Annotated in this window: 15 protein-coding genes; 3 read left to right on the top strand and 12 right to left on the bottom strand. The window is 70.0% G+C overall.

The features are described 5' to 3' along the window. Positions 1-32 precede the first annotated feature (32 nt). Positions 33-1,571: a PQQ-dependent sugar dehydrogenase gene (locus V7Z97_RS08285; RefSeq protein ID WP_334162706.1), complete on the top strand. Its 1,539-nt coding sequence runs from the start codon at positions 33-35 to the stop codon at positions 1,569-1,571. A gap of 10 nt (positions 1,572-1,581) precedes the next feature. On the opposite strand, the gene V7Z97_RS08280 is transcribed toward V7Z97_RS08285, so the two are convergent. Both V7Z97_RS08280 and V7Z97_RS08275 read right to left on the bottom strand, forming a co-directional pair. Further along, positions 1,582-2,823, bottom strand: a complete 1,242-nt coding sequence (locus V7Z97_RS08280; RefSeq protein WP_334162704.1) for a hypothetical protein — start codon at positions 2,821-2,823, stop codon at positions 1,582-1,584. Positions 2,824-2,834: 11 nt separating this feature from the next. Next, positions 2,835-4,040 carry a YncE family protein gene (locus tag V7Z97_RS08275; protein ID WP_334162702.1) on the bottom strand — a complete coding sequence of 402 codons (1,206 nt, stop codon included), beginning with the start codon at positions 4,038-4,040 and terminating at the stop codon, positions 2,835-2,837. Positions 4,041-4,212: 172 nt separating this feature from the next. Between V7Z97_RS08275 and V7Z97_RS08270 the strand changes: the two genes are divergently transcribed. Then, positions 4,213-5,352, top strand: coding sequence for an aldose epimerase family protein (locus V7Z97_RS08270; protein WP_334162701.1), 1,140 nt, complete (start codon positions 4,213-4,215; stop codon positions 5,350-5,352). Here the strand turns inward: V7Z97_RS08270 and V7Z97_RS08265 are convergent. The 7 genes from V7Z97_RS08265 to V7Z97_RS08235 all read right to left on the bottom strand — a co-directional run bounded on the left by V7Z97_RS08265 (position 5,337) and on the right by V7Z97_RS08235 (position 17,352). Then, positions 5,337-6,626 carry a PAS domain-containing protein gene (locus tag V7Z97_RS08265; RefSeq protein WP_334162700.1) on the bottom strand — a complete coding sequence of 430 codons (1,290 nt, stop codon included), beginning with the start codon at positions 6,624-6,626 and terminating at the stop codon, positions 5,337-5,339. The genes V7Z97_RS08270 and V7Z97_RS08265 overlap by 16 nt on opposite strands. A 129-nt stretch (positions 6,627-6,755) precedes the next feature. Next, positions 6,756-8,258, bottom strand: coding sequence for a tryptophan halogenase family protein (locus tag V7Z97_RS08260; RefSeq protein ID WP_334162699.1), 1,503 nt, complete (start codon positions 8,256-8,258; stop codon positions 6,756-6,758). Between the two features lie 23 nt (positions 8,259-8,281). After that, positions 8,282-9,325, bottom strand: a complete 1,044-nt coding sequence (locus V7Z97_RS08255; RefSeq protein ID WP_334162698.1) for a cupin-like domain-containing protein — start codon at positions 9,323-9,325, stop codon at positions 8,282-8,284. Then, positions 9,325-10,041, bottom strand: a complete 717-nt coding sequence (locus V7Z97_RS08250) for a SapC family protein (protein ID WP_334162696.1) — start codon at positions 10,039-10,041, stop codon at positions 9,325-9,327. The genes V7Z97_RS08255 and V7Z97_RS08250 overlap by 1 nt, the downstream gene beginning before the upstream one ends. A 104-nt stretch (positions 10,042-10,145) precedes the next feature. Further along, positions 10,146-13,259 carry a TonB-dependent receptor gene (locus tag V7Z97_RS08245; RefSeq protein ID WP_334162694.1) on the bottom strand — a complete coding sequence of 1,038 codons (3,114 nt, stop codon included), beginning with the start codon at positions 13,257-13,259 and terminating at the stop codon, positions 10,146-10,148. Between the two features lie 296 nt (positions 13,260-13,555). Next, positions 13,556-16,051 (bottom strand): glycoside hydrolase family 3 protein, encoded by a 2,496-nt coding sequence (locus tag V7Z97_RS08240; RefSeq protein ID WP_334162692.1) that lies wholly within the window; start codon positions 16,049-16,051, stop codon positions 13,556-13,558. A 260-nt stretch (positions 16,052-16,311) separates the two neighbouring features. Next, positions 16,312-17,352 carry a LacI family DNA-binding transcriptional regulator gene (locus V7Z97_RS08235; protein ID WP_334162691.1) on the bottom strand — a complete coding sequence of 347 codons (1,041 nt, stop codon included), beginning with the start codon at positions 17,350-17,352 and terminating at the stop codon, positions 16,312-16,314. A 476-nt stretch (positions 17,353-17,828) separates the two neighbouring features. Here V7Z97_RS08235 and V7Z97_RS08230 point away from each other — a divergent pair, with 476 nt between their 5' ends. After that, positions 17,829-19,109 (top strand): OmpP1/FadL family transporter, encoded by a 1,281-nt coding sequence (locus V7Z97_RS08230; protein ID WP_334162690.1) that lies wholly within the window; start codon positions 17,829-17,831, stop codon positions 19,107-19,109. 592 nt (positions 19,110-19,701) lie between these two features. Here the strand turns inward: V7Z97_RS08230 and V7Z97_RS08225 are convergent. The 3 genes from V7Z97_RS08225 to V7Z97_RS08215 are packed head-to-tail and all read right to left on the bottom strand — an operon-like array spanning position 19,702 to position 22,492. Further along, positions 19,702-20,166 carry a hypothetical protein gene (locus tag V7Z97_RS08225; RefSeq protein WP_334162689.1) on the bottom strand — a complete coding sequence of 155 codons (465 nt, stop codon included), beginning with the start codon at positions 20,164-20,166 and terminating at the stop codon, positions 19,702-19,704. Next, positions 20,150-21,121 carry a hypothetical protein gene (locus V7Z97_RS08220; protein WP_334162687.1) on the bottom strand — a complete coding sequence of 324 codons (972 nt, stop codon included), beginning with the start codon at positions 21,119-21,121 and terminating at the stop codon, positions 20,150-20,152. The genes V7Z97_RS08225 and V7Z97_RS08220 overlap by 17 nt, the downstream gene beginning before the upstream one ends. A gap of 36 nt (positions 21,122-21,157) precedes the next feature. Beyond that, a complete protein-coding gene (locus tag V7Z97_RS08215; RefSeq protein WP_334162685.1) occupies positions 21,158-22,492 on the bottom strand; it encodes a hypothetical protein in 1,335 nt (444 codons plus the stop codon). Between the last annotated feature and the right edge of the window lie 351 nt (positions 22,493-22,843).

Below are 22,843 nucleotides of genomic sequence, written 5' to 3'. Positions count from 1 at the left end.
ATCGCCCGCGCAAGGGCGACAGGGGAGGAAGCATGACCGGACGCCGTGACGTGATCCTGGCCGCCCTCTTGGGGGCCTCCGTGATGGGGGCGGGCCAGGTGGCGGCCCAGCAACAGCCGCCAGACGGCTCCCGCACCCAGGGCTTCCTGCCGCTGCCCACCGCCAAGCTCTACGCCGACACCTGCTCCGGCTGCCACGGCGACGGCCGCACGGCGGCCCGCGCGCCGAACATCCTCGACCAGAAGCTGCTCGCCCAGCGCACCGACGAACAGCTCCACCGCACCATCCGCGACGGGGCGCCCGACGCGGGCATGCCGGCCTTCAGGGACATGCTGACCGACGCCCAGATCTGGCAGCTGGCCGCCCACCTGCGGCTCGAGGCCGGCTACCAGGCGTTCGAGCCGGTGTTCGTCGAGAACCCGGCCGGCAAGGTGATCCGCAGCGAGAAGCAGGCCTTCCGCCTCGACGTGGTCGCCGAGGGCCTGGAGACCCCCTGGGGCATGGCCTTCCTGCCGGACGGCCGGATGCTGGTCACCGAACGGCCCGGCCGTCTGAGGATCATCCACAAGGGCAAGCTCCTGCCGCCCGTCACGGGCCTGCCCGAGGTGTTCGAGCGCCAGGACGCTGGCCTGCTCGACGTCACGGTGCATCCCGACTACCGCCGCAACGGCTGGATCTACCTCTCCTATGTGGAGATGGCGCAGGGCCACACGGCCCCGCCGCGCGCCACTGCCAGCCTGCCCTACAGCCAGCGGCCGCCGAACCCGCCCAACATGACCGTGGTGATCCGGGGGAAGATCAACGCCCGCAATGAATGGGTCGACAGCGAGCCGGTCTTCCGCGCGCCCTATTCGCTCTACACCGCCAACGGCTCCCACTACGGCTCGCGCTTCGCCTGGGACAGGCAGGGCAAGCTGCTGTTCTCCGTGGGCGACCGCGGCGACATGGCCAACGCCCAGAAGCTCGACAACCCCCTGGGCAAGATCCACCGGGTCAACGACGACGGGACGCCGGCCGCCGACAACCCCTTCGTGAACACCCCCGGCGCCTGGCCCACCATCTGGAGCCTGGGCCACCGCAATCCCGAGGGCCTCGCCTGGCAGCCGGGCACGGGCGCGCTCTGGGAATCCGAGCACGGCCCGGTGGGCGGCGACGAGATCAACATAGTCGAGAAGGGGAAGAACTACGGCTGGGGCGTGGTCTCCATGGGCATCCAGCCCGGCATCACCGCCCGCTTCCGCGAGGGGATGGAGCCGCCGGTCGTCCACTACACCCCGACCATCGCGCCGGCCGGAATCGCCTTCTACGCCGGCGACCGCTACCCGGGCTGGAAGAACAGCCTGTTCGTCACCGGCCTGGTCGGCCAGCAGCTCCGCCGCCTCGAGGTGCGCGGGCGCGAGGTCACCGGGCAGGAGGTGCTCTTCCAGCAGTTCGGCCGCGTGCGCGCCGTCAGCCAGGGGCCGGACGGCTACCTCTACATCCTGCTGCAGAGCCCGACCGGGGCGGGCACTACGATCAATGTGATCGCCTCCACGCCCGGCCGGGTGTTCCGCCTGACCCCGGTGAAATAGGCCGGCGCGGCTAGCGCCGCGCCCGGACCATCTTCGTCACCCGGCCCACGCTGGTGTCGCCGGCCCACAGGTTGTTGTCCTTGTCGAACACCCAGTAGCTGGCCTCGATGAACTCGCCGGGACCGATGCCCATGCCGCGGCCGACGGCCCCCACCACCTTGCCGTTGCGGTCCAGCTTCAGGAACTGGCCGTCCTGGCCGCTGGCCATCCAGGGATTGCCGTCGCGGTCGAACTGCAGGGCGCAGACCAGGTTGCGGGTCTGCAGGGTCCGCTTGAACTTGCCGTCCGCGGTGTAGATCACGATCCGGTACTGCTCGCGGTCGCCGATCCAGACGTCGCCGTTGGTCGGGTCGATGGCCAGGCCGTGGGCGTCGACGAACTTCCCCTGCCCCACGTTGTTGCCGAACCACTGGCGGATGAACTTGCCGTCCTTGTCGAGCTGGATGATCCGCGCCGCGCCCAGGTTGTTGGCCGGGTCGTCGCTGTCGGTGTCGTTGGGGCTCTCGTTGGCGTGGCCCTCGGCGATGTAGAGGTCGCCGTTGCGGCCGAAGGCGACCATCACCGGCTGCCACAGCAGGCGCTGGCCCTTGGCCTCGTCCCAGTCGCCCGGCCGGCCCTCCTGGCCGATGGTCATCAGCAGCTTCCCGTCGGGACTGACCTTCTTCACCGTCGCCTTGGCGGTGTCGACGATCCAGACGTTGTCCTGGGCGTCCACGGCCATGCCGTGGGCCTTGTCGTGGTGGCCGATCACCTCGTCGCCCACCTGCTGCACGAGGCGGTTCGTGCGGTCGTACTTGAGGAGCTGGGGCATCCCGGCGGGCTTCCGCTGGAAGACCCAGAGGTTCTCCTTCGAGTCCAGCGCCACGGCGGGCACGCCGCCGATGCCCGGCGGCAGGTCGATGGGATAGGCGAAGCCGTAGCCGAGCGTCTCGTCCCAGCGGACCCGCTGCATCTGGCCGCGCGGCGGGCTGAGCCGGTTGCCGCAGATCGGGGAGCGCACGCAGGCGCCCGGCGGGCGTTGCGCGCCGGGCGGACGCGGCGGGGGCGGCGTACGCGGCAGCACCGCCACCACGCCGCCGGGCGCGACGCTCGTGTTGCCAGTCGGGTCGGGGAACGAACCCTGCAGCGTCCAGGCGGGCGAGCCATCCCGCGCCGGGCCGGAGGTCTCTGCGAAGGTCTGGGCGCCGGCCGCGCTCGCCAGGGCCAGGACCGCGGCGGACGCAAGGCCCGCGCCGATCATGCGCATCGTCATCGGGGTGTCTCCTAGCGACCGGTGGCGGTGGCGATGCTGGCGGGCCGGGCGGCGAACTTCAGCGTCTCGCCGGGCTCCCGCGTCAGGCTCGCGCCGTCGAAGCGGTAGGACTCGACCTCGCGGCCGGCCGCGCACTGCAGCAGCACGCGGCTGCGGTCCTTGGTCCAGGCCGCCCCCTGGCACCAGCGGCCGGTCTTCGCCTCGGCCACCGGCGTGAGCTCGGCGCCCGCGACGCGGTAGACCTTGAGCAGGCCGAAGTCGTTGTAGCCCGGCGAGCCCGGCGAGCCCGGCGAGCCCGGCGAGCCGCCCGAACCGTTGGCCACGGTCACCGCCATGAAGCCGCCATCGGCGCTCAGCGTCAGGTGCTCCGGCGTCTGGCCCACGTCGACGGAGTTCGCCACCTGGTTGGTGGAAAGGTCGATGGCCGAGATCGTCCCCGGCCGCGGCCCCGGAGGCGCCAGCTGGCCCGGCGTCGGCCGCCGGCCGCCCAGGTTGGTGTTGTAGGCGAAGTCCCCCTTCGGGCTCACCACGACGCCATAGGGCTGCAGGCCCGGCTGCACGGCCACCTCGGTGCGCGTCACCTTGGTCCCGTCCACCGCCAGCCGCAGGATGCTGCCGGCGGTCTGGGCCACGACGAGCGCGGACTTGCCGTCGGGCGTGAAGGCCACGTCGGTGGGCCGCGCCTGGTAGGGCAGCCGGACCTTCCCCGCCGGCGTCAGCCGGCCGCGGGAGATGCCGAACACCGACACCGTATCGTCGCCGGTGCTGACCACGAGCGCGAGCGTACCCGCCCTGTTGACCGCCACGCCGGTCGCACCGGCGCCGGCCTGCAGGGTCTGGGCGACCTTCGGCGCGGCGGGGTTCGAGAGGTCGACGACCGTGAGGGTGTCGTCCAGCACCAGGGTCACCGGGCCGTTGGCGTCCAGTTTCTGGGCGGCGGTGACCAGCGCCAGCCGCGCGTCAGGCGTCACCGCCACGCTGCTCGGCGGCCCGATCATGCTCGCGGGCGCAGGCACGGTCCCCAGCACCTTCGGCCCCGCCGCCGTCAGGTCCAGGACCGCAAGGGTGTCGGGCGTGCGGCCGGGCGGGTCGTCGCCGGGCCGAAGCTGCTTGCCGTCGTTCACCGAGACCGCGATCTCGGCCGCCGCCGCGCCGGCTATCGCCAGCCCCGCCGCCACGGCGGCCAGGCCCGCGCCCGCCTTGCTCATCATGCTCATGAAGCCTCCCCCGTCGCCCTGTTGTGCGGCCGTCAGACCGGCCCGCCTGCGATCTCGGCCACGACGGTATTTCAGCAGTGTGGCAGCGGCAAGTTTTGTCTACTGTATTCAGTTATGACCGTTGCGAGGCCGTCCGGAGGCGGCCAGGATGCGAGCGCCGCAAGGGGGAGACATGGCCAGCCGCGTCTGGATCAGTATCGGCCTCGCCGCCGTGGCCCTGCTGGCCGCCGCCCCAGCGCTCGCCGCCGAGGCCCGCAGCGAGCCCTACGGCGTGGCCGCCGACGGTGCGCGCGTCGAGGCCTACACCCTCGTCAACGACCGCGGCATGACGGTGCGGATCCTCAGCCACGGCGCGCGCATCGACCAGGTCCGCACCCCCGACCGCCGCGGCCGCCGCGCCAATGTCGTGCTGGGCCTGCCCGACCTCGCCGCCTACGAGGCCAACGGCTCCTTCAACTGCGTCATCGGCCGCTACGCCAACCGCATCGCCGGCGGCGGCTTCACCCTCGACGGCGTCAGATACCCGCTGCCGTCCAACGCTCGGGGCATCAGCTCCCACGGCGGCCCCACCGGCTTCTGCACCCGCAACTGGTCCGGCCGCACCTTCCGCTCACCCGGCAAGGCCGGCGTAGTCCTGACCTATCGCGCCGCCGACGGGGAGAACGGCTACCCCGGCGCCCTGGACGTGACTGTCACCTACACCCTCGACAACCGGGGCGCCCTGCGGATCGACTACGAGGCTGCGACCGACCGGCCCACGGTCGTGAACCTCACCAACCACGCCTACTTCAACCTCTCGGGCGACGCGGTGCGCGACGTCCTCGACCACCGGCTGACCGTGGCGGCGGACAGCTACACGCCCGGCGACGAGGCCCTGGTCCCGACCGGCGAGATCGCCTCCGTGGCCGGCGGTCCGCTGGACCTTCGAAAGCCCACACGCATCGGCGACCGGGTCGGGAAGGGCCATCGCGAGATGAGGTTCAGCCGCGACGGCTTCGACCACAACTTCATGCTGCGGCGCGGCCATCACCCCCGCATGCCGGTCTTCGCCGCCCGGCTGGAGGACCCGCGGAGCGGCCGCCGGCTGGACGTGCTGACCACGGAGCCCGGCGTCCAGGTCTACACGGCCAACCACTGGAACGGCACGCTGCGGGCCGCCTCGGGGGTGCTGCTGCGCAAGCACCACGGCGTGGCGCTGGAGACTCAGCACACCCCGGACAGCCCGAACAAGCCGCAGTTCCCCTCCACGGTCCTGCGCCCGGGCGAGACCTTCCGCTCGACGACGGTCTTCGCCTTCTACGTCGCCCGCTGAGGGACGGGCCCGTCGCCCCGGTCGCCCCCGATCAGCCGGCCGCTGAACGCCGCGATCTCGGCGTTGCGGCGGGAGAGCTCGCGCAGCGCCTCGGTGAGCGTCCGCTGGAATTGGCCCAGTTCCTCGAGCAGCTTGGCCAGCCCGTCCGCCGCCCCGGCCGCGGCCGCGCATTCCACCTCGCCCATGATCCGGGTGACCTCCAGGCTGGCCGCCAGCCGGCTCATCTGGGCGCAGTCGTCGCGGAAGGCGGCCACCCGGCGATCGATGGCCACGAGCCCCGCCTCCGCCTTCTGCGAATAGGTCCGCCGCTGCCCGTCCAGGCGGGCGATCTCGGCCTCGGCGTCCGCGCCCGCGGCGCCGGCCTCCCGCCCGAAGGCCTCCGCCATCTCCTGCTGCACGTGGGCGGCGCCCAGCAGGAAGAGGCCGTCGGCCACCGCCCGGTTCACCTCGGACGCGGAGGCGGCGAACCGCTCCACCGCCTGCGCGAACTCCGTGCTGATGGCGCTGTAGTTCACCGAGATCGCGCTGATCGCGGCCCCCGCCTGGCCGAGCTGGGCGGCCTGGATGCGCAGGTTGAGCGGCAGGTGGGTGTAGAGCCCGCAGGCGTCGGTGACGGTCCGCGTCGGCTCCAGCAGGGCGCCGGCCGCCTCCAGGATCCGGTCGAAGCCTTCCAGGGCCGTGTCGGCGGGTCGCCCGAGCCGCTGGCCGCGCGCGCGCAGCTCGGCGCTCAGCGCCGCCGCCTGGAAGGCCGGGTAGTCGCGGAAGCCCAGCTCGCCGAGGCAGGCGAGCAGCCGACCGGCGCTGGCCTCGGGGGCGAGGTCCTCCGCCCGTTCGGCCTCGGCGCACGCCCGGTAGACCGCCTGCACCGTCTCGAACAGCGGGCCGCCGGGGCGCAGCCGCACCGACAGGAAGCCGTCCTCGATCGGGGTGACGATGGCGAACACCCAGTAGTAGCAGCCGTCCTTCGCCCGGTTCTTCACATAGGCCCCGACCGGCTCGCCGCGCCGGATGGAATCCCAGAGAAGCCAGAACACCGCCCGCGGCGTGTCCGGGTGGCGGATGATCTTGTGCGGCTTGCCGACCAGTTCGTCCCAGTCGTACCTGCTGACCCGCTGGAACACCGCGTTGCCGTGGCGGATCACCCCGTGCGGGTCGGTGCGCGAGAAGAACAGCTCCCCATCCGCGAATGGCGATTCCTCGTCGCGGCAGGCCCGGCGGCCCGCCGGGCCGGACAGCGCCGGGGCCAGTCCGCCAGTCTGGAAATCCTCGTACATGATCGCGCCCTGTGCTCCCGCGGCCGTAAAGCCGTCCGGGCACAGAACGTCCCGCCTCGCGGATCTCAGTTGACGTTCATCAAGCGGCGGCTCGGTCCGCTACCCAAAATGGGCGTCGCCTTGCCGACATCAGGCCGGCTCCGCCGCCCGCTGGGCCACGTACTGCTCCACGAAGGCCTGGTGGCTCGGCATGCGGTCGACCGCCCGGGCGATGTGGCCCTTCAGGTCCTCCAGCGCCTTCCTGAGCTGCGCCGGCGGCATCATTCGGGCCATATAGTGGTAGCTCTTCGGCTCCACCCGCTGGCCCGTCATCACCTGCAGCCACGAGGCGATCTGGAACAGCTCGCCGGGGATCGTGTAGATCTGCGCGCTCTCCCGGAACAGCTCGATGCGCTCGGCCAGGCTGTCGGGGATCTCCATGGTCCGGCAGCGGTCCCAGTAGGGCGTGTCGTTCCGCTCGGTCAGCTTGTAGTGCATCACCACGAAGTCGCGAATGCGGACGATCTCCTGGTCGGCCAGGTGGTTGAAGCGGTTGATCAGGCTGTCGTTGACGCCCCCGAACGGGAACAGCTGCAGCAGCCGCGTGACCCCGATCATGATCATGTGCAGGGACGTGGATTCCAGGGGCTCGATGAAGCCGCTGGCGAGGCCGAGGGCGATGACGTTCTTGTCCCAGCTCTTGCGCCGCCGCCCGGGGCGGAAGCGGATCAGCCACGGCTCGGTCAGGTGCTCGCCCCTGAGCTGGCCCAGGAACAGGTCGCGGGCCTCATCGTCGGACATGTGCCCGGAGGAATAGACCCAGCCATTGCCCTCGCGGTGCTGCAGCGGGATGCCCCACTGCCAGCCGGCCTTGTGGGCGATCGCCCGGGTCAGCGGCGCGGCGGGACCGACGGCGGCGGTCTGCATGGCCACGGCCCGGTCGTTGGGCAGCCAGTGGCCCCAGTCCTCGAAGCCGGCCTTCAGGGTCTGCTCGATCAGCAGGCCGCGGAAGCCGGTGCAGTCGATGAACAGGTCGCCCTCGACCCGCTCGCCGGACTCCATGACCAGGGCCTCGACGAAGCCGGTCTCGGGGTGCTGCTTCACCTCCTGGATCTTGCCCTCGATCCGCCGCACGCCCTGCTTCATGCAGCGCCCGCGCAGGTACTGGCCGAACTTCGTCGCATCGAGGTGGTAGGCGTAGTTCAGCGGGGCGGTCTCGCTGGTGAAGAACTTGCCCTCCGCCGAGGCCTTGTACTCCAGGCAGTAGTCGCCGAGGTCGCCGCCGAAGCCCTGCGCGCGCGCCTCCAGCCACAGGTGGTGGAAGTGGGCCAGCAGGGTCGACTTGCCGACCTCGCCGAAGGAGTGGATGTAGCGGTCGCCGATGCGCGCCCAGTTGTCGAACAGGATGCCGATCTTGAAGGTCGCCTGGGTCTCGCGCATGAACTCGCGTTCGTCGAGGCCGAGCAGGTGGACGAAGGTGCGCGCCGTGGGGATGGTGGATTCCCCCACGCCCACCGTGCCGATGGCGTCGGATTCCACCAGGGTTAGGTCCACCAGCGGGCCCAGCTGCGTCGCCAGCGCCTGGGCGGTCATCCAGCCCGCCGAGCCGCCGCCGGCGATGACCACCTTCCTGACGACCTGTTGTTGCTGCATGGCGTTTCCCCTTGGCCGGAAGCCTATCTGTTGAGGCGGTTGAGCAGCTGGGCGCGCAATCGCCGCGCCTTCATCTCGTCCATCGGCCCGAGCGCCCCGCGCGCGGCCTCCGGCATGTGGGCCCCGGCCCGACCGGCGGGGCCGAAGACGTAGTAGTCGAACAGGGCCTTCCAGCCGCGCTTCTCGAACTCTGGCCGGTCGCGCAGGCTGAGCAGCCCGTGCAGCAGGGTGTTCATGGGCGTGTCCATGAAGCCCGGCGTGGCGTTCCACCAGTAGTTCACCAGCACGTTGAACGGCTCCAGCGCCTCCACCTGGTGCCACCAGAGCGCCGGGTAGACGAGCACGTCGCCGGCCTCGAGCTCGGCCACCTGCCCCGCCGCCTGCGCCTCCCGGAACCGCGGGAAGCGGTCGTGGTCCGGGGCGTTGAGGTCCACGAGGCTCACCACCTGGCCGCCGGGCGTGGGGTCCAGGGGGCCCGGATAGAGGTTCTCCACCTGCTCCGGCGGGAACAGGGTGAAGCGCCTGCGGCCGACCAGGCAGCAGGCGATGTTGTTGGACATGTCGTAGTGGGTCGCCGCCGTCGTCCGGTTGCCGATCCAGATGCTGGCCAGCGGCGGCGTCTCGCCGAAGGTCTCCGGGGGCAGGCCCAGGTCGTTCTCGGCCCGGAAACCCGGCAGGTAGGCGTCGAGGTCGGTGGAGCCGATGTAGAGCGAGGGCCCTTCGGCCGCCGCCAGCCCCTCGGCGATGCGGTCCAGGAACTCGCCCAGCCTCACCCGCTCGGAGCGGAAGTTCAAGCTGGTCAGGTCGGGGTTATAGAAGAAGCGGCCACGGATCTGCGGCGGGCCGGTATAGCCCACCACCCGCTCGCCGCTGTCGAAGCCCTTCAGATAGGCCATGGCGCGCTCGGGCGCCTCCAACCCCAGCCGCACCAGCGGCCAGTCGCGGGCCATGCCGCGGAAGATCATCGGCCGCTGGGCGCCCAGGATCTCGTCGAACGGTATGTCTGCCGGACAGACGCCGCCGACCGCCTCGGTCCTGCGCCCGATGCCGCTCGGAGGTCCCGCCATCAGAGCGCCGCCAGCTTGCGGTTCTTGGCGTCGATCAGCCGGCTCATGTTGCCCAGCGACGAGACCACCATGTAGGCCGCCCGCAGGACGCCGGCCTGGTTCAGCCGCGCGAGGTCCTCGGGCGGCAGCTCCTTCAGCCGGTCCTGGGAGATGGTGTAGAGGTCCGGCAGGACGTACTCCTCCCGGTCGTTCAGCTTCACCTCCACCGAGATCGGCTCGATCAGGCCGGCGCTCTCCAGCGCCTCGAAGAACGCCCGGCTGATCTCCAGCCCGTCGTAGACGGTCCCCATCATCCGGGCGACGTGCTGCAGGTAGGGCGCGTTGCCCCCCGCCGACAGAAACAGGGGCTCGCCCTCGGTGCGGCTGACACGCGGATGGTCGAGATCGATGTGGAGCATCGGCTCCGTCCCGTCCCGCCCCTCCTGCAGAGCGATGGAGAAGGGCCCGCGCTGCTGCACGGCGGGCACATAGCGCGCCTGCCAGCCGTCTCCGTCGAGGAACAGGTTCTCGTTGCGGTCCAGGCCCAGCAGGACGACGGCCTGGTATTCGCCATTGGCGTCCCTGCGCAGGAAGATCGGGTATTCCCGCTGCGCCGCCTCAAGTTCGGTGGGCAGGACCAGCGCCTGGTTGATGGCGTCGCCGAACTCCGGACCATGGCGGGTGATCACCCGCAGGTCGGCGTGGTCGACATTGTTCAGAAGGACCCTGTTGGTCATCGAAGCCTTCCGGACCGACTTGTCCGGCTCCCCCACACCCCGCGCCTGAGGCGAAAAAGGCCGCTGCGGGCAGCGGCCTTTCCCGTCCCGGACAGCCGCCCCGGTCAGAACCGGTAGCGGGCGCCCACAAGGTAGCGCGTGTCCAGCTCCTGCGCGAACCAGAGCTGGTTCTCGTCACGCGCGTAGGTGCGCAGGCTCTCCTCGAAGATGTTGATGGCCTCGAAGGAGATCGCCAGCTTCTCGTTCACGTCGTAGCTGACGTTCAGGTCGACCTGGGCGAAGGGCGCCACGAACACAGGGTTGCGCGAGCCGCCGCGGTTGGTCTGGGCGAGGAACTTGTCCCGCCAGTTGTAGGCCAGCCGCGCCGACACCCCGTACTTGTCGTAGATCAGGGTGGCGTTGGCGGTGTCGCTGAGCCCCAGCAGGGCGAACTGGTCCTGCCCCGGGTCGGCGCCGATGTTGAAGCCGATGTCGCCTTCCACCCGGGTGTAGGCCCCGGCGACCCCGAAGCCGGTTTCGCCGAAGAAGTGGGTGCCGGCGATCTCGAAGCCGTAGATCCGCGCCGAGCGGTTGTTGATCGGCTGCGCCACCTGGAAGTTCATCAAGGGGTCGGTGGCGTTGGCCTCGATGTTCACCGCCGCCAGGATCTGGTCGACGAAGGCCTGGTTCAGGTCGCCCAGGCCGCCGCCCGGAAGCACCGTCCGGTTGGCCTGGAACTGCGCCCGCGCCGCGTCCACCGAGCCCGTCGTGATGATCAGGGCCGTGGCCGTGAACAGGTTCACGTCGGTCTGGTCGGCGCCGACGCCGGTCAGGAGCTCGCGCGCCTGGCCAGAGCGGGTGCCGGGCTGACCGGAGCTCGGGTCACGCAGGTCGAACAGGTTCCGCGTCACGGTGCCCGTGCCCACGAAGTTGTTCACCCGTTTCTCGAAGAAGCCCGCCGAGATGAAGCTGCCGGGCTTGTAGTACCACTCCAGCGACACGTCGAAGTTGTCGGAGATCAGCGGCTCGAGGTCCGGGTTGCCCGAAGTGCCGAGCGGCGTCGCGCCGTTGGCGATCGGCCGGTTGGGGGCCTGGGCGGTGACCGAGGCGAACAGCTGGCCATAGTCCGGCCGCGCAATGGTGCGGCTGAACGAGGCCCTGGCGATCAGGTCCTCGCGGACCTCCATCTGGAAGTCGAGGGCGGGGAGCAGGTTGTTGTACTTGCCCTTGCCCGACACCGGCTGGCGCTCGCTGCTGGTGGCGACCGTGAAGTCGTTGTCCGCCGTCCAGATGATCGCCCGCGGCACCGCAAGCTCGGAGGTGGAGTCCACCTCGGTGCGCTCGTAGCGGACGCCGGCCACCACGCTGGTCGCCATGCCCGCCAGCTCGCCCTTCCACGTCACCTGGCCGTAGGCCGCCAGGATGTTCTCGTCGACCCGGTTGTTGTTCTGGCCGGTGATCCCCACCGCGTTGCCGCGCTGGACGTAGACCGGCGAGAGCGCGTTGTAGAGGTCGATCGCGTTGGCGCGGAAGGCGATCAGGCCCGGCCCGGACTGGTTCACGTCGAAGCTGTTGAACGAGCAGGCCAGGCAGAACTCGCGCACCAGGTTGCCGGCGTACTGGCTGACGTCGCGCGGGTTGGAGATGCCCCAGGAGCCGAGGTCCTGCTGGGTGTTGATGTTCGACTGGCGCATCTGCGAGTCGCGGTAGTTCACGCCGAAGTCGAAGCGGCTGCCCCAGTCGTCGAGCTCCCAGGTCGCGTCGGCCCGGATCTCCTTGACCTCCTGCGACTGGCGCTGGGACGAGGTCCGCGCCACCTGCGAGCCCAGGTCGCCGATGTCGAGCACCCCGTTGCCGTTGCCGCGCGGCAGGGCGTCGTTGATGGCCATGGTCTGCACGGGAACGTCGCCCGAGTAGTCCACCGAGTGAGTCCGGGTGACCGGGGCGCCGATGGCGACCAGGGTGGCGCTCGCGCCGTTGGGCGCGCCGGGCTTGGAGTTGGCCTTGGAGAGGTGGCCGTCCAGCGACACACGGAGCCGCTCGGTCACCTGCCACTCGCCGTTCAGGCCGAAGGATTCCAGGCTGTCGGTGTTGGCCCGGTACTGCTGCTCGTAGCCGGTGTCCTTGGTGCCGCTCAGCGTCTCCTCGAGGAAGATCGCCGTCGCGACCGTCGGGTTGTCGTCGAAGACCACCCGGTCGAACGGACGGTTGAACCAGTTGGTCTGGTCGGTCCGCTGCTCGTGGGCCTTGTTGCGCGCGTAGAGCACGTCGGCCGTCAGGGTGATCGCGTCGGTGGGCTTGAACTGCAGGGTGGCCTGGGCGTTCACCCGCTCCCGCTCGCCTTCCGCGAAGTGGTAGCGGCTGTCGTTCGGGATCGCGACCAGGGTGTTCGGATCCGACGGCGCGTTGGTGATCTGCGTCGAGTTGTTGTTGCGGACGAAGCCGTTCGCCGGATCCAGGAAGTTCGACAGCCGGCGGATGTTCCAGTCGTTCGACGTGGCGCTGCGGCTGGTGAAGTTCCGCTTCTGGTAGCTGCCGAACACCGAGACCCCGAACATGTCGTTCGGATCGGCCCAGTTGATCAGGCCCGAGAGCTCCGGGGTGATCTTGTCCGCGTCGTCGAGGCTCTCCTCGACCCCGGTGTCGTAGAGCCCCTTGATGCCGACGCTGCCGCTCAGGCCCGGCTCGGCGTCCAGCGGACGGCGGGTGCGGACGTTGATCGTGGCGCCGATGCCGCCGGACGGGATCGCCGCGCGGCCGGTCTTGTAGACCTCCAGCGTGCTGACCCCTTCCGAGGCAAGGTTCGAGAAGTCGAAGGAGCGGCTGGTGCCGCCGGCGAAGTCGGCCGACTGGTCGCCGCCCACCGTCTGGACGTTGGCGGTCGGCATGGAGCGCCCGTTCAGGGTCACCAGGTTGAAGCCGCCGCCGAAGCCGCGGACCGTCACCTGCGAGCCCTCGCCGTTGGAACGGTCGATGGCCACGCCCGGAATCCGCTGCAGCGACTCCGCCAGGTTGGTGTCGGGGAACTTGCCGATGTCCTCGGCGGCGATCGCCTCGACCACGCCGCTGTTGTTGCGCTTGATGTCGATGGCCTGTTCGATGGATGCGCGGATGCCGGTGACGACGACCTCGTCCACCGCGGAGTCCGTGGGCTGGGCGCTTGCCTGGCCAGCCGCGAAGAGCGCGGCCGAAAGGACGACAAACGACGCAGACGTGTGCAAGCGGTTACGCCGCTTCATGGCTGTTCCCCCCTAAGTTCGGGCACAAGATGGACTTGGCTTATTGGCGCACTGGTTCAGTCTCGCAGTCCGATTACTTTCCGGCCCCTGCGCTACTTAAGACGCTGTTATTACGGTAGCGGTATCATCTGCATATCTAACCAGTCAAGACGGCCTCCTGAGTTTTTTGACAAGGCTGACACAACCTTTTGACGCTACTGTCGAAAACGCGGGCCACACTCGGCCGGGACCTTGTCGCCCCGCGGGACGGGCTTCGGCCCCTCAGCGGATCCACCTCCTCCGGCGCGCGCCTGCGGTCACGGGCACACCGCATCATTCTGGTTCGGCGCGAGCCGCAGCTCGGCCACCGAAAGCCTCAGTTCCCCCGCCGATCCGATCGAGACCGGCGACGTCACCGCCGCCAGGTCCTCGCCGTCGCGGCGGAAGCAGGCGAGCTTCACCTTGAGGGTCCGCCACTCGCCGGCGGGCGCGGCCTTCAGCACCCCGTCCAGCGCCACCCAGGTCTTGCCCAGCCCGAGCCGCACGGGCCCGGCCGGCGCCTGGTCGACGCGGTAGGTCATGAGCAGCGCCATGTCGCCGTTGGCCTGGCGCGTCAGGTCCGCGGCCGGTCCGGTGACCGCGGCCTCGGCCGGACCGGTCCAGGCGAGCCCGCGCGCCGCGCCCTGGACGCCGGCGGCGTCCACCAGGCTGAGCGTGAGCGCCGCGCGCGGGCTGGCGATCGTCGCCCCGCCCGCCTGCGCCTCGCCGCCGGCGTCGCGCAGCACCAGCTTCCACGGCGCCTGCATCTTGCCGTCCACGAGGTAGCGGTCCGGATTGGCCGTGGCGCTGACGACGCCGGAGACCTCCGACAGCCGCCCCACGCTCTTCCGGTCGGCGTAGGTCAGGCCGTAGCCGTAGGCGAACAGCGGGTCGTAGCCCGGCTCGCCCCGGTTCAGTCGATACTGGCTGGCGAGCTTCGGCCAGGAATAGGAGAGCTTGCCCCGGAAGTCGTGGCGCGGCCGGCCGCGGGCGTCGCCCACCAGCACGTCGGCCACGCCGGCCCCTTCGGTCCCGGGCAGCCAGGCCGCCACGAAGGCGTCGGCGGCGTTCAGCTCCGGGTTCACCCACAGCGGCCGGCCCGACAGGAAGACCGCCACCACCGGCACGCCCTGCGCCTTCAGCCTGCGCATAAGGGCGAGGTCGCCGTCCGGCTGGTAGTCCAGGTTCGGCCGGTCCCCGAGGAACTCGGCGTAGGGGTCCTCGCCGAACACCACCACGGCCACGTCGGGCCTGGTCGTGAAGCTGCCGTCGGGGCTGAACTCCGCCTGACCGCCGGCCGAGGTCACCGCCTCGCGCAGCCCGGCCCAGATCGTCTGGCCGTTCGGGAAGTGTTCGGCCGTGTTCCCCGTCCCTTGCCAGCTCAGCGTCCAGCCGCCGGTCTGCTTGCCGAAGTCGTCGGCGCCGGCGCCCGCCACCAGCACCCGGGCCGAGCCGCGGACCGGCAGGACGCCGCCGTTGTTCTTCAGGAGCACGAGCGACTCGCGCACAGCCTGGCGGGCGACCGCCCGGTGCTCGGCCTTGCCGATCTCCTCCAGCCGCCCCTCGAGCGGCTTGGGGCCGAACAGGCCGGTCTTGACCTTCACCCGCAGGATCCGGCGCACGGCGTCGTCCAGCCGGGCCATCGGGATCTCGCCCGACTTCACCTGGGCGAGCGTGTTCCGGTAGAGCCCCTTCCAGCTGTCGGGAGCCATGACCATGTCGATCCCGGCGTTGATCGCCTGAGGGCAGCTCTCGTTGCTGCAGCCCGCCACCTGGCCGTGGGCGTTCCAGTCGCTGACCACGAAGCCGTGGAAGCCCATCCGCCCCTTCAGCACGTCGGTCAGCAGACTCCGGTTGCCGTGGTTCTTGACCCCCTGCCAGCTGGAGAAGGAGGCCATCACCGTCATCACCCCGGCGTCGATCGCCGAGACGTAGCCGGGGGCGTGGATGCGGGCGAGGTCGGCCTCGGCGTCCCTGTTGTCGCCCTGGTCCTTGCCGTTCTCGGTCCCGCCGTCGCCGATGAAGTGCTTGGCGGAGCCCGCCACCCGGCCCTGGGCCAGCGACGGCCAGGCGTCGGGCGCGCCCTGCAGCCCGGTGACCAGCTCGCGGGCATAGGCCTCCGCGACCTCCGGGTCCTCGGCGTAGCCCTCGTAGGTGCGGCCCCAGCGGTCGTCGCGGACCACGGCCACGGTCGGCCCAAACGCCCAGTCCCAGCCCACGGCCGCCGTCTCGCGGGCGGTCACTTCGCCGATCCGCCGGATCAGGGCCGGGTTGCGCGCCGCGCCCAGGCCGATGTTGTGCGGGAAGACCGTGGCGCCGACGATGTTGCTGTTCCCGTGCACCGCGTCGAGGCCGAACATCAGGGGGATCGGCGGCCGCCCGTCGCGCGACGGCTGCGCGGCGCGGAAGGCCCGCGCGGTGTCCAGCCAGGCGTTGGCCGGCGAACGGTCCGGCGCGCCCAGCGGCGGGCTGTCGCCGCCGGCCAGGATCGACCCCAGCGGATAGTCCTTCAGGTCGTCGGGCTTCACATTGCCGACGTCGCCCTGGATCAGCTGGCCGACCTTCTCCTCCAGCGTCATCCGGCTCATCAGCTCGGTGACGAAGGCCTCCGTCGTGGCGTCGCTCAACGCCGCCGGGCTGCGGGCCGCCGGCCAGACCCGGGGATCAGCGACGCCCGGCTCGGCCGCCAGACCGGCCCCGCCCAGCCCGGCGAGCAGCGCGAGCACGGCGGCGCCGGCCAGGGCTCTCGTCCGCGGGGTCGGGCGGGCGGTCATCGTCTCCCGGTCCCTTCAGGCGAAGGGAAAAGGACGGCGCGGCGAAGGGGCGCCGCGCCAGTCAGGGGAAGTCCGGGAAGCGACGGACGCGGATGCGCCGCGCGGCGCGCAGGGCGGGTTCATTTGTCTCCTCCGGGCGGCCGTCGTTCATCGCGGCCGATCCTTGTTCAGCGAACTCTGCGGAACCTTGACAACGCTGTCAACAAAAACCGGTAGCGCTAACACTCGTTTGAAACGACGGGCGGCGGAGCGTTGCGCGACTAGGTGTTGGGGGGTGGCCCCCGGCGCGGCGCGGCGGTGGATTCCCGCACCACCAGGTCGAAGGGCAGCAGGCGGAACGGCGGACGTCCGGGCTCGGCGGGATCCCACGCCCCCTCGATCAGCATCTCCGCCGCCGCCGCCGCCATCTCGAAGATCGGCTGGCGCACCGTGGTCAGCGGCGGGGTGGAGGTCATCGCCGCCGGCGTGTCGTCGAAACCCGCCACCGAGAGGTCGGTGGGCACCGCCAGCCGACAGCGGTGGGCCACGGCCAGTACGCCCAGCGCCATGTCGTCGTTGCTGGCGAAGATCGCCGTCGGCCGGTCGTCGCGCGCGAGCAGCACCTCGGCCGCCTCGTAGCCGGAGCGGAACGAGAAATAGCCCTGAACCACCCGGTCCTCCCGCACCGGCCGGCCGCTGTCGGCCATGGCGGCGCGGAAGCCCTCCAGGCGCTGGCGGCTGGCCCCGTGGTCCGGGTGGCCGACGATGAAGCCAATGTCCGTGTGGCCGAGGCCCAGCAGGTGCTCGGTCATCTCGTAGGCCGCCTGCCGGTCGTCGATGCAGACGCAGGCTGCCCGCTCGGGGTCTCCGGCCGGCGCGATCCGCACATAGGGCGTGCCGGCCTCGTCCAGGGCCTGCAGCACCTGCGGCCGATCCGAGACCGGCGGCGTCAGGATCGCCCCGTCGGGCCGCAGCGTCATCAGGGTGCTGCGGGTCAGCTCCGGCGCGCCGGGGGCCGCGGAGTCCAGCGGCTCGACCACCAGGTGGTAGCCGTCCTTGCGGCAGCGGCTCACTGCCCCGCGCTGCACGTCGCTCACGTAGTTGGGGCTCGGGTTGTCGGAGAACAGGGCCACCAGGTAGGAGCGCGACCCGGCCAGGCTGCGCGCCGAGACGCTCGGCCGGTAGCGCAGGGTTTCGGCCGCGGCGAGCACCCGTTCGCGCGTCGCCGGCTTCACGTTCGGCTCCTTGTTGAGCACCCGCGAGACCGTCTTGATGGACACGCCCGCCTGCTCGGCGACGTGGTGGATGGTGACAGTGGCCACGGCTTCCCTATGGACCGGCGGCGTTCCGCGTGCGCGAGGCTAAGGGCTCCGTAGCGTCACGCAAGCCCCGTGGCCGGCCCCGGCGAGCGGCAGCGGGCGGAGAAGGCCCGGCGGGCGCAGGCGGATGACGGCCGCACCGGCCTACTGCTGAGGCGCTGGATTCCCGGCCCGGGCGAGCCGTGCGCGCGGGACTGCGACGGTCTAGGCGTCGCCTTTGTCCGCCGAGGGGTCGATCTCGTCCGGCTGAACGCTCGCCGGCGGCTTGGGCTGCCGCATCAACAGGTAGACGACCGCCGTCATCACAAGGATGCCGACCGCTACAGCTACGAAAATCACGAATGGCCCCCCGGGTAGGCGCCCGTGATAGATGCCGGTGGGTTACAAATGCGTTGCCTACGGATGATTCGCCTTCAGGGCCCGTAACCCTTCGTTGCGATTTTCCGTGCGACTGGTCGCCCTGATGAAAGGCTTCCGACTTGCGTAGTTTTGGCTTTGCCGGCGCCGCTGCGGCGCTCGCCGCCGCCACGACCGCCCAGGCGGGCGGGTTCCAGGCTCCCGAGCTTTCGGTCCGCGCCCTGGGCATGTCCAACGCCGGCGCCGCCGCCCTGACGGGCGCGGACGCCTTGGCCTGGAATCCCGCCGCCATCGCCGGCTCGGACCGCGAGGGCGCGGCAGGGCTCTCGTACCGCCGCACCTCGCTCGTCCTCACCGACACGGGATCCACCCTGACCCGACCCGGCCAGGCGCCCGCCCCGGCCGGCGGCGCGACGCGCCTGGAGGACGCGCCACGGGATTTCCCCGCGCCCAGCCTCGCGCTCGCGCTCCCGGTCACCGACCGCGTCGCCGTGGGGCTGGCGGTCACCAAGCCGTTCCACCTGCGGCTCGAGTACCCCGTCCCCGCCTTCGTCCGCTACGACCTGCACCGGAACCGCATCGAGATGACCGAGGTGCGCGGCGCGCTCGCCGTCCAGGCCGCCGACTGGCTGGACCTCGGCGTCTCCCTCGACGCCCAGGAGACCCGCGCCGCCCTCGACGCGGCCTCGCCGAACCTCGCGCCCAATTCGCCCGACGCTCTCCAGCAGCTCACCGCCAAGGGCTGGGATTTCGGCTGGGGGGCCGGCGCCCAGGCGCGCTTCGAAGACCTGACGCTGGCGCTCAGTTGGCGCAGCGCGATCGCGCGGGACCTGGACGGACGGCTCTCCCTGACCGGCCTCGCCGGCCCGCTCGCCGCCGCCAACTTCGATGCGCCCGCCGAGGTCGGCTTCTCGACGCCGTGGGCGCTGACCGTCGCCGGTCGCTGGCAGGTGACGCCGGACCTCGCGCTCCATGCCCAGGCGCAGCGCAGCGGCTGGAGCCGGTATGACAGGATCGAGCTGGCCTTCGCCGGCCAGACCGCCGCCATCGTCCAGGCCTACGACGACACCACCAGCGTCGCGCTGGGCGCCGAGTGGCGCGTGCGGGACGCCCTCACCGTCCGCGCCGGCGTCGGCTTCGATCCCACGCCCACGCCCGACCTGATGCGCGAGCCCGGCGTCCCCGACGCCGACCGCACCACCTACGCCCTGGGCGCGACCTTCGCCCTCGCGCCGGCGGTGGACCTCGACCTCTCGGGCGCCTACGCCGCCTTCGACAATGCGCGCCTCAACCGCGACCTTGCGTTCTACGAGGGCACGCCCGCGGCCAGCACGGCGACCATCCGCGGCGACATCGACCGCGAAGAGCTCACCCTGGGGCTGGCGCTCCGCACACGGTTCTAGATATCCCGCTCCCGGCGCCGCGGCGGCGCCCGGCGCTGCTGGTGGGCCCGGCAGGACTCGAATGTTCGGGTTTGCGCCAAGCATCTGAAACACTTGGCATTTTGGCGAAAGTCGATACCAACAAAAGTACCAACAGCCAGCATATCACTGGTACCACGGGAGCCGCTTTTCGCCAACACAAGACGCAGCTCTCGCGAGCGCGACGCGACTAGAAGGGAGCCGCAACGACACTCGCCTCTTCATGGCAGCGGCACCACCAACCGCAGCAGGCTAAGCTGTGGCTGCCCACCGCGACCGCTGCTGCCTCGGGACAGCACCATTGAGTTCACGATCGGCTGTCGTTGCGCTCTCCTGAGGGCATCTACCCTGGGTATCCGGTCCTACTGGTGCCTTGCGTGGCACTGCACTGACGTGGTGTTGCCAACTGGGCCCAGCGACGGCGACGCGCCTGTGGTGAAGCATCCGCCCACAGGCTGAGGGGCGCGGCACGCCGGACCTTGAACTGACCTAGGGATTGTTCAGCCGGACAACAGTACTGGCCGGAAACTCCAACGCTGCCGGGAACGAGGTTTACCGACACTTCGCTGAAGGATCAGCGGGCGAGCTTGAGGATACCCTCCACCGTTGTGGAGGCGGCCTCAAGGCTTTCGCGCGCCTCCTTGAAATAGGCCAACACAGCTCGGAAGCGGGACGGCTCCGGGGCGGCCTTCTCGTTGGCGATAGTGTCATACTCACGACAAACCTCAGCCAGTTCGGCAGCGAGCAGCCGCACGATATGCGCCGCGTTGTCGAGGGTGACGATTCGCGCGAACGCCTCGTTGGGGCCCGGGTCCAGGTCGGCCATCGAGGCTTCTTCGGAAGAGAGCTCCTCGATCAACGAAAGGTCTACAAAAGGCACGAGGTACGGCTTGCCATTGCCTTCGCCGAGTGTGGCGATCAACGAAGCCGACCCGTTCGGGATCGTCGTCACCCGCTGGAGGAAAGGTCCCGAGAGCTGGAGAGGTGTGGTCTCCTGGGGAGTGGCGCGTTGCGCAGCGCGCTTAGCCTTGTCTGACATGCTCTGGCCTTTGATCTAGGAAATCCTCGCCCCAGGAAGCGTCGCGGCTCTGGAGGCCGACACGGCTATAGCTCTGCTGGCCGTATCCGCTCTTGGCGATTGGTGTGGGTTCGAAGTGAAGCTTCACGGTGACAGGCGCGGCTTCGAGTGGTTCGACGATCACTCCCTGCTTCGGTTGGTTGCCGAAGATCTTGTCGAGGCGCGCGCGGAACTCCGCTTTGCGAGCGCGTTTGCTGGCCGCTGTGTGGCTCGTCGCCGCCTTTGAAAGGTCTTTCAGAGCTCCTGTCCCGCGGGATTTCTTGCTTTGCATCGCCCGCTCAGCGTGTTCCCGCTCTAGATAGGCGGTGAACGGGTCGAGGCGCGCATAGCCGAATTTCTCAGTTGGCGTATCAACGCGGCGGGGCGGCCGGTCCGCAGGCGCGGGCAGGGTCGCGGCAAGCTCTTCGCCTAGCCGGCTCAGGCGGAAGATCGCCTCTTTGCCCAACGTGGTCCGCTCGACGAGGTTGGCGGACTGCACCAAGGAAAGGACCCGAGATAGGTTCGGCCCCTTAAGGCGCAGTCGCGCAGCCAGCACGGCCTTGCGCTGCTCGCCAGCCTTGAGGATGCCGAGCAGCTGGCGCACGTGCGCCCGCGATAGGATGTCCTCGACGGGCTCGTGTTGTCCGAACTGGACGGACTCGAACAGCAGGTCGCTGAGGGCCCCCAGCTTCAGCGCAGCCTCGGGATTCGCCCCGCGCAGGTGAGCGCCAGTGCGTCGCATGAGATCGAGCCACGCGCGGGCGTCACCATCATAACGACGCTCTGTCAGCAGCCGCCAGGTCACGCCTCGGAGGGCCCGATAGAGCGTGTCGGGATCGACGTTGGCCTTCAGGGCAGCGCGGATGGCTTTCGCGGCTTCGGCCGGGTTCGCATGGAGGTAGGAAAGTTCGGGGACTGGGGCGGTCATGGCATTCATATAAGCATCCTGCCCAGAAAAACGTTTCACAACGCTTCACACCATGATTTTAGGGGTCGTGTCACCCCCACCTGCGGATGGGTGGACCTGGAAACGGGTGGCCTGATGTATTGAAGCCGCAGACAGGCCGGTCAGGTCGTCCTGCGGGGGCACCACGTATCCGGGCTGCAGGGGCTCGCCAGGGTCGGCCTGTTGAACTACAAAAGACACGGCGGCGAAGCGGTCGGCGACCAGTCGGGCCGTCGTTAGATGACCTTCGGCGGTCCGCTCATTGCCCATCGACGGCACCATCAGCATGTCGACATCGAGAACTGCCAAGGGATTGTCAGGACCCGTGTCGGAAAAGTCGCGGCAAATGCCGAACGCGATCAGCATGTCCTCCAGAACCAGCACCGGAATCGTCATGCTTTCGATGATGTCTTCCGTTCCGTGTGGGTAGTCGTGAAAGGCCACAAGCTTGTCGAAGATCAGAAGTTCTTCGCCATATGCGTTGAACACGCAGCCGCGGTTGACCGTCCCTCGACCGTCGTCGCTTGGCTCGTGGCAGGAGCCCGCCAGGACTAGTTCGAGCCGCCCCCCGTCGAAGTCCTCATGAAGGATCCGATCCTGAAGCCAGGCTGCGATCTGTTCGCGGTCCTCCCGCCAGATTGTCAGCTCCGGCCAAGCGATTGTTTCGCAGCCGGCCGCGTGGGCAGCGCGAAGTGCCGCCTCGATCTGCTCCGGATGGTCCGGTGCAGCGATGCGACGGGCTGTAAACACGCCATCGCCAATGTTGAGGTCGTATTCCAGCCCTTCGAACAAGGCTGCGCCGGCCTGCAGTCGGCGGGCTAGCCCAGGCTCGTCATCACTGACGGAGCCGCCACCAGAGAGCTGAACATCATAGGCGCCGATCCTCACAGGCAAGATGCGATGGTGCAACAGCCCCCGACGCTCGTAGGGCTGTCGGTCGCGCCCGTGACGCCCAAGCCGCCGCTCCCGGCAGGGCGCAACGAAATAGTCCCCGTGTCTCCAGTCGGTGTTAGCGTCGCGCGGCACCTCTCGAGGTCGATGGCGGCGTAGTAGAAGGTCGAGCGCCCGGGCTTCGATGGCGGCTGGCCAGATGAGGTCGCTAGGCGCGCCATCGGTCACTGGGCGCCAGCCCGCGTCTTCCTCCTCGAGTTCGGCGTAGCGCGCCTCCGCGGCGTCTCGAATATCCTCTTCTTTGAGCCGCGCGTAGCTATTGCGGATCCGCTTCGGCGCGTCGCGGATCAGGCGATCAACCTCCACCAGGCGGTCGGCGATCTCCCGCCACGATTGGGCAGGCCCTGCGCCGTGTTGGCCTGCCAGCGCGACCGCACGCGCGATCCAGCTACCCTGCTCGTCTTTCGCCACTCAGCCCCCCTACCTCCAGTCAAGCCCGAATTGCGCGGGCAGACAATGCGCGTTCAGGGGCGAACCTACCCCACACGAAGGATCGTCCGCCCGTCGCTCGGGGCTTCCACGGCGGTAACGAGGCGGCACTTTCGGAGACGCGGCCCATGCAAGCTAGGCTTGCTGGTGGGCAGAGAAGGCGGGTTCGATCCAGCCATCGCGAGGTCGCCCGCGCTTGAGGGCAAATTGCCGGGATAGCGCCTTCCCCGTGAAGCCCTCCCGCCTGAACGTCTGCTTTCGGCGTCAGCCTGACTTCGCGCTCCCGGCGACCAGCAGGAGCTCGGCTCTCGCGAGTGGGTGCTGGCCCCGGAC

Origin of the sequence: Phenylobacterium sp. (assembly GCF_036821595.1) — a bacterium.
Lineage (GTDB): Bacteria > Pseudomonadota > Alphaproteobacteria > Caulobacterales > Caulobacteraceae > Phenylobacterium.
This window is presented reverse-complemented; position numbering and strand designations above follow the sequence as displayed.

What these genes read in the sequence shown, in the direction of transcription:
- V7Z97_RS08255 (WP_334162698.1), bottom strand. Translation starts at nt 9,325, where the DNA reads ATGGCGGGACCTCCGAGCGGCATCGGGCGCAGGACCGAGGCGGTCGGC.
- V7Z97_RS08250 (WP_334162696.1), bottom strand. Translation starts at nt 10,041, where the DNA reads ATGACCAACAGGGTCCTTCTGAACAATGTCGACCACGCCGACCTGCGG.
- V7Z97_RS08275 (WP_334162702.1), bottom strand. Translation starts at nt 4,040, where the DNA reads ATGAGCATGATGAGCAAGGCGGGCGCGGGCCTGGCCGCCGTGGCGGCG.
- V7Z97_RS08265 (WP_334162700.1), bottom strand. Translation starts at nt 6,626, where the DNA reads ATGTACGAGGATTTCCAGACTGGCGGACTGGCCCCGGCGCTGTCCGGC.
- V7Z97_RS08270 (WP_334162701.1), top strand. Translation starts at nt 4,213, where the DNA reads ATGGCCAGCCGCGTCTGGATCAGTATCGGCCTCGCCGCCGTGGCCCTG.
- V7Z97_RS08285 (WP_334162706.1), top strand. Translation starts at nt 33, where the DNA reads ATGACCGGACGCCGTGACGTGATCCTGGCCGCCCTCTTGGGGGCCTCC.
- V7Z97_RS08220 (WP_334162687.1), bottom strand. Translation starts at nt 21,121, where the DNA reads ATGAATGCCATGACCGCCCCAGTCCCCGAACTTTCCTACCTCCATGCG.
- V7Z97_RS08260 (WP_334162699.1), bottom strand. Translation starts at nt 8,258, where the DNA reads ATGCAGCAACAACAGGTCGTCAGGAAGGTGGTCATCGCCGGCGGCGGC.
- V7Z97_RS08240 (WP_334162692.1), bottom strand. Translation starts at nt 16,051, where the DNA reads ATGACCGCCCGCCCGACCCCGCGGACGAGAGCCCTGGCCGGCGCCGCC.
- V7Z97_RS08280 (WP_334162704.1), bottom strand. Translation starts at nt 2,823, where the DNA reads ATGACGATGCGCATGATCGGCGCGGGCCTTGCGTCCGCCGCGGTCCTG.
- V7Z97_RS08245 (WP_334162694.1), bottom strand. Translation starts at nt 13,259, where the DNA reads ATGAAGCGGCGTAACCGCTTGCACACGTCTGCGTCGTTTGTCGTCCTT.
- V7Z97_RS08225 (WP_334162689.1), bottom strand. Translation starts at nt 20,166, where the DNA reads ATGTCAGACAAGGCTAAGCGCGCTGCGCAACGCGCCACTCCCCAGGAG.